The organism is Hoeflea sp., assembly GCF_039975035.1.
Lineage (GTDB): Bacteria > Pseudomonadota > Alphaproteobacteria > Rhizobiales > Rhizobiaceae > Hoeflea.
Genome location: NZ_JBDWHW010000229.1, coordinates 1 through 6,400, shown reverse-complemented (window position 1 = coordinate 6,400; position 6,400 = coordinate 1). Strand labels below are relative to the sequence as shown.

Here is a 6,400-nt window from a genome sequence, read left to right as displayed (position 1 = left end):
TTGCAGCAAAAAACGCTGTTGGCGGACGCTTGCAATCCAGAAGCGCGCGGGCGCATCGCTCACCGCTTTGCATGTTGAATTCGCCATGGCATTCATATGCATCGGGAATCTCAAGGCCAGCCTGTTGCATCGCAAGACGATAGCCCGCCCGTCTGCGAACGCTCATGCCTTCGGGTATCGGTCCTGCAATATGGGCAATACGGGTATGTCCCAGCGCAAGCAGGTGATTGACGGCGGCCTGTGCAGACGCCTCGTTGTCGATCAGGATCTGCGGACCGCTGAATTCTTCGATCATTTCCAGCGCCACGACAACATTCTCGCATGCGTCGCGACGGCGCTGAACCGCCTCCGGGACGGCACCCGTCATCAGGATCATGCCGTCCGCAAGACCATCTCTGAGCATCTCGAAATACTCGGCTTCGCGCTCGATATCGCCCTCGGTGTTTGCCATGAGTACCGAATAGCCGGCTTGCCGAGCAACCCGCTCGACGCCCTTGAAGACCTCAAGATAGAACGAGTTGCTGATGTCACGGACGACAATCAGCACCGCCATTGTTTTCTGGGCTCGAAAATTGCGCGCCCTTACATTCGGGCGGTAGCCGCAGGCATCGGCAACGGCGCGGATGCGATCGACAGTCGCTTCGGCAATCAGGTCGGACCCGCTTAACGCACGCGACGCCGTCGCCGTCGAAACACCGGCCCGCAATGCAATATCCTTGAGACTTGGTCGCGTGGACATGCTCATCCTCTCAGAGCCTTGCCACGTCCGTAAAACAGCATCAGGACAAGCAGCGTCGCGCCGAATGCAAACTGGCGTCCCGCTTCCTCGATGTTCAACGTGGTCAGAATGCTCTGCAGCAGCACAAGCAGCGTCGCACCGGCCATGGTGCCGGTATACCCGCCTTTTCCGCCCGACAGCGAGGTGCCGCCCAGGACGACCGCAATGATGGATGACAACATGTACTGCGCACCCACATTGGAAAACGACGAGCCGGAATAACCTAGGATGCAAAACCCCGCCACGGCGGCAAACATGCCTGAGAACATGAACAAACAGACGCGAATGAGATCCGCCGGTACGCCTGCCATCCGGGCGGCATTCTCGTTCGAGCCAATCGCATAGATTCGATAACCAAACAGCGTCCGCTTCAGAACGGCTGCCATCAGCACGCCGATTGCACCCCACAACCAGATCATCCCCGGAACGCCGAACATCAGCGGCTTGGTGACAAACGTCGCAAGTGCCGGAGCCGCCAGCCCGGAAGGAATACCATTGCGAACCACCACAAGAAGCCCTTGCAATACACCCAGCATGCCCAGGGTCATGATCAGCGGAGGAATGCGCAGAAGAGTAACTCCGAGACCATTGAGCAGACCGAAGAACGCCCCGGTTGCCAGACAGGCGACGATGGCTGGAATGATCCCGGCATCGCTGCCCTGCATCATGTTGCCTGCAACCACCGCACTCAACGACACGACCCCGCCCACGGAGAGATCAATTCCCTCGCGCCCGCCAAGTATGACCAGGTTCTGGCCCGCTGCGACCACACCAAGAATGGACGCGACAATCAGCAGCCGCATGATCTGGGATAGCGATGCAAAACCGGGAGACAACAATTCGCCAAACACCAGCAAAGCCACGATCAGCCCCAGCGCAACGACCAGCGGAGTCCTGGCAATTTCCGCCACTACATTGGTTGAGATTTTCATTTGCTGATCCTCCGCGTAATCAGCACGCCCGCCATGAGCGCCAGCAGCACGGCGACGCCCTGGGCAAAATTCTGCCATTCAGACGACACGCCGACAAAGAATACGAACGAATTGATCAGGCCGATGATCAAGGCGCCAATAGCCGAGCCGAGCATTGACCCGGAGCCGCCGGACAGCGCGGTACCGCCCAGCACCACCGCGGCAACGCTATAGAGCGTCATGGCATTGCCGACGACCGGGTCGCCACTCGCGGTGTCGCCGATGATACACAGCGCCGCCAATGCCGAGAACAGGCCGCATATCGCAAAAGCCATGATCCTGATACGCGTGACCGGCAGACCGGATTGGTAGGCAGCAAGACGGTCGTCTCCCACCGCCATCAATTGAATGATGAACCTGGTTCTGACCGCAAGCCAGATCAGCAGGCCCAGAAGGGCAACGACGTAGAACACAAACGGGATGTCAAAAAACTTGCCGCCATAGGTTCGCCAGAACGATTGCGGTACGGGCATTCCGGCGACCGGCAACACCCACAAGGCAATTCCGGTAAACAGGATCCCGGTCGCAAAGGTGGCGACGATCGGCTGCAATCGAAGCGCGACAACCACGATCCCGTTGAAGATACCGCACAGGACGCCGACCAGAATACCGGCGAAGCAGGCAAACAGCACTGCGGCGGGTCCGCCGCCCAGCTGGTCGATCATGACGACGACACTCACATTGACCAGCGACAGGATGGCGCCGACCGACAGGTCGATGTCCGACGAGAACACCACGAAAGACTGCGCCACTGCGAGGAGCATCAGCGCCAGATAGGTTTTGGTCAGCCCGGTGATGGCGCGGAACGAAAGGCTGTTCGGCTCGGCCAGGCCATTGAGGATCAGCAACACCACCAGAATCCCCAGCGCCGGGATGAATGGAAAACGTTCGAAAATCGATCGCTGCGTGAAACTTGTCTGCATCGGCAAGGTCATCATGCTGCCTCGTAGGCTGCTTGGTAGAGATGGTAGCGTGTCCGCTCATCGCCGCTGAGCTCACGCACGATGCGTCCGTTGTTGAACACCAGCACCCGGTCTGAATGCTCCAGCAACTCTGCATCCTCGGACGAGTAGAGCAGGATCGCCATGCCCTCGGAAGCCAGCTCCCGCAGCACCCGGAACAGTTCCGTTTTTGATGCGATATCAATTCCCTTGCTCGGGTCATCCAGCAGCATGACTTGCGGTGGCGCCATCAACCAGCGCGAGACGATGACCTTCTGCTGATTGCCGCCCGACAGCGAATTGATGGGGTGAGCCAGGCTTTGGTATTTTGTCTGCAACTGCTCAAGTGCTGTTTCAGCCTTTTCGCCAAGGGTGCGCGGTGAAGTGATCAACAGCCGGTTTCTGAGCGCATAGATGGGCACGGTATTTTCGAGGATCGAGCGTCCGTCGATCACCCCGTCACGGGCACGGTCGCCGGACACGTAAGCCAACCCGTCGCGAATCGAGGCACGCGGGGATTTCCCCCTCAGCCTGGTAGCTCCAACCTCAATATCGCCGGAGCGGAATTGGGATACGCCGAATATCGCCCGGAGTACCGCCGATTGGCCTTGACCATGCAGGCCGCCGAAACCAACGATCTCGCCGGCAGCCACATCGAATGAGACATCATCCACGCCGGGCGCCACAAGGTTTTTGACGGTGAGTTTTGTCGCCCCGCTTTTCGGCTGTGTCCGCTCTGCCGGTGTTGCGGCGGTGACGGCAGCGGATGCTTCTTCCCCCGTCATGGTGCGCAGAATCGCTTCCATGGTGGTGTCAGCCACCGCTGACGTGCTCACGGTTTCGCCATCGCGAATGATCGTCACCCGGTCTCCTATCTCGAATATTTCGTCCATGCGGTGCGAGATGAAGATGATGCTCTTGCCATTGGCCTTGAGCTCGCGCAGGACCGCCATGAAGCATTCCACCTGTGCGCGATCGAGCGCCGATGTCGGCTCATCGAAAATGAGAATGTCGGGATTGGCAGCCAGGGTCTTGATGATTTCGACCAACTGGCGCTGATCCGCACGCAACCGTCCCACCGGCACATCCAGCCCGAAGCCATCCCCCAGAACACTCTGGAAGGGCGCGATGAACGGCTCTGCCATGGAAACCATTTCAGCCCGGTTGCGAAACACCCCCCGACCCTTGCCGAGCCTTGAGAGACAGATGTTCTCAACCACGCTTCGGTGGGCGGCCAGGCTCAGCTCCTGATAGAATACCGCGATACCGAGATCACGCGCTGCCTGCGGGCTCGGGATTGTGACGGCGGAGCCATCACACTTGATCAGGCCGCCATCGGGATGAACGCTGCCGGCGATAATTTTGCTCAGGGTGCTCTTGCCGGATCCATTGGATCCCATCAGCACATGCACCTCACCTGGCACGAGGTCCAGATCACCCCGGCGCAAAGCGACGGTGGCTCCATAGCGCTTGCTCACACCCTCAAGACGAAGTCTCGGCATGACACCCACCCTGATCTGATTGAAGAGAGAGCCGGCCCCGAAAGGGCCGGCATGGTTTTCAGTCGATGTTACTTGAACAGCGCTTCGGCCTGATCGATGCTCAACGCGCTTGTATAGGAGTAAAAGCCCGGCTTGCCCTCAAGCTCGACAGCCGCTTCCTTGAGATTGGAAGCATCGATGAACGGAATCGGCAGGTACATTGCATTGCCGTATTGACCGGCGGTTGCGGGCTCTTTCAATTCACGCCCCTGGAGCATCAGCACCGCAACGTTGAGCGCGCTGGCCATGACGCCGGGAGGGTTGACGGAAGCGCCCGAGTTCAGCCCTTCCTTGATCCACAGGTCGATAAAGTCCTTGCGGATCTCACCGGTCGCGGCGATCGAGCCTGCCTGCGGCGAGTCCTGAATGGACCGCCATGCACCGGCAGCCATGCCGTCCTGCACCCAGACGCCATCGATATCAGGATAGGTGGCAAGCAGGTTCTGCATTGCCTGCTGGCCCTGAGCCTGATCCCAGTTGGCGTTCACTTCATTGACGATTTCGATGTCGGGATATTCTGAAAACACCTTGCGGTAACCCGCAACCCGCATCTCATTGGCCGGGTGCCCGGCAACACCGTTGATGGCAACCACTTTGCCCTTGCCATCGAGCGTCTTGGCCAGCCATTCAGCCCCGGCTTCGGCCCACGCCTGCTGGTCGATGCCAACATATGTCGCGTCTGGCGATGAAACTTCAGCATCGGTTGAAATCACAAGGATGCCGGATTCCTTTGCCTGCGCGAAAACCGGATCGAAAGCAGTCGGGCTGTTGGGATTGATGATGACCGCATCGACACCCTGGTTCATGAAGTTGCGCACATGGGCAATCTGCCCCGGCACATCAACATTGGCACTCTGGACGACGACCTTGACAGTCACACCGCGCTCGGCCCACGCAGCGGCCGCGGCCTCTGCCTCTTCAATCATCTGCGTCCGCCACTCAGACCCGACCCAGCCGTTGGACAAGCCAATGGTGAACTCTTCGGCGCCTGCGGATGCAATGGACATTACGGAGGCAGCAAGCGCTGCAATAGCTGTACGTAACTTCATTTTATTCTCCCAAGGAATTATGCGATCCAAATATTCCATGTCATGCAATCGATTGCAAGAGCCATTGCAATCGATTGCATAAATCGATTATCTGACATCGGCGCAGTTGAGGCCAATACGACTTGGATGTTTAGACCCAGACTTTGATGGTGCATTATTCTCTCCTGGATGGAGGGAAGCACTATGGGCCAGGTTTTTCACGGCAGCGCCACTGGTCTGCCCCCGGAGAAGCGGTCCTTCTTGAAGTATGGCTTACGAGCCACAGAAGGACATTGAAATGGCAGGTAAAAGACACAAGGCCGAAGAGATCGTCACGAAGCTTCGTCAAGTTGACGTGCTGAATGCGCAGGGCAAATCGATTGCGGAGGCAACCCGGTCGATAGGCGTGACGGAAGTTACATATTACCGCTGGCGATCAGGGTACGGTGGCCTGAAGGGCGATCAGGTGAAGCGTCTGAAGGAGTTGGAGACCGAGAACGCTCGCCTCCGTCGGGCAGTTACCGATCTGACCTTGGACAAGATGATCCTTGCGGAGGCCGCCAGGGGAAACTTCTAAGCCCCGCCCGCCGTCCCGCTGCCCGGCAGACGATGCATGGCATCGTCGAGAGGGGCGCTTGTGTGGATCTTGTTATCGGGCCAGGCCATAGTTGGTCGCTGCTCCCCCCGATCATGCTGTGGCTAACCCGTCGACATATTGGCCGCTAACCGTGAGCTTTGAACAGGCTATCCATTCGGTCCAGACTGCGGAGGCTGGAGTTATCAAGCGACACTATCCCGGTTTTTGGATGGCATTCTCCGGGCATGTTTTTGGATGTCATTCTCCGGGCCTGTGGGGATCTGCCAGCGCAGCATCCGGCCGGCTGACCGGTACATCTTTTAATGATGTTGTCTGTGCAAGCGCCTTGGCGCCACGGCTTTTGAGAAGTTTCCGGAAGCTTGAATGCATGCCGCCATCCGAATACGCATGGGCTGATACAACTGTGCCGGAGCCAAGGATCGCTTGCATCTTGCGTTCATCCGACACGCGCCGGGCAGCCACGGCATCGTCTTCCTCGTTCAGCAGCGGCGGACAGGAAGCAAGCGCGTCGCGGGGATTGCCTCCCTCAAAGGTCGCGTCGAA

The 6,400-nt window shown here is 58.6% G+C and carries 5 protein-coding genes and 2 pseudogenes; 1 reads left to right on the top strand and 6 read right to left on the bottom strand.

Annotated features, from left to right (window positions below; all coding sequences use genetic code 11):
* From ABJN75_RS20310 to ABJN75_RS20290, 5 genes are all read right to left on the bottom strand, one after another.
* The coding region (locus ABJN75_RS20310; protein ID WP_348441421.1) for a LacI family DNA-binding transcriptional regulator at positions 1-739 on the bottom strand (739 nt) is incomplete at its 3' end.
* A gap of 2 nt (positions 740-741) precedes the next feature.
* On the bottom strand, positions 742-1,710 hold the full coding sequence (locus ABJN75_RS20305; RefSeq protein WP_348441420.1) for an ABC transporter permease: 969 nt from the start codon (positions 1,708-1,710) through the stop codon (positions 742-744).
* Positions 1,707-2,684, bottom strand: a complete 978-nt coding sequence (locus ABJN75_RS20300; RefSeq protein WP_348441422.1) for an ABC transporter permease — start codon at positions 2,682-2,684, stop codon at positions 1,707-1,709. The genes ABJN75_RS20305 and ABJN75_RS20300 overlap by 4 nt, the downstream gene beginning before the upstream one ends.
* Positions 2,684-4,192 carry a sugar ABC transporter ATP-binding protein gene (locus ABJN75_RS20295; protein ID WP_348441418.1) on the bottom strand — a complete coding sequence of 503 codons (1,509 nt, stop codon included), beginning with the start codon at positions 4,190-4,192 and terminating at the stop codon, positions 2,684-2,686. The genes ABJN75_RS20300 and ABJN75_RS20295 overlap by 1 nt, the downstream gene beginning before the upstream one ends.
* A 68-nt stretch (positions 4,193-4,260) precedes the next feature.
* A complete protein-coding gene (locus ABJN75_RS20290; RefSeq protein WP_348441417.1) occupies positions 4,261-5,280 on the bottom strand; it encodes a substrate-binding domain-containing protein in 1,020 nt (339 codons plus the stop codon).
* A 277-nt stretch (positions 5,281-5,557) separates the two neighbouring features.
* Here ABJN75_RS20290 and ABJN75_RS20285 point away from each other — a divergent pair.
* Positions 5,558-5,856, top strand: a pseudogene (locus tag ABJN75_RS20285) (transposase); the annotation flags it as partial.
* 238 nt (positions 5,857-6,094) lie between these two features.
* On the opposite strand, the pseudogene ABJN75_RS20280 reads toward ABJN75_RS20285, so the two are convergent.
* Positions 6,095-6,400, bottom strand: a pseudogene (locus ABJN75_RS20280) (hypothetical protein); the annotation flags it as partial.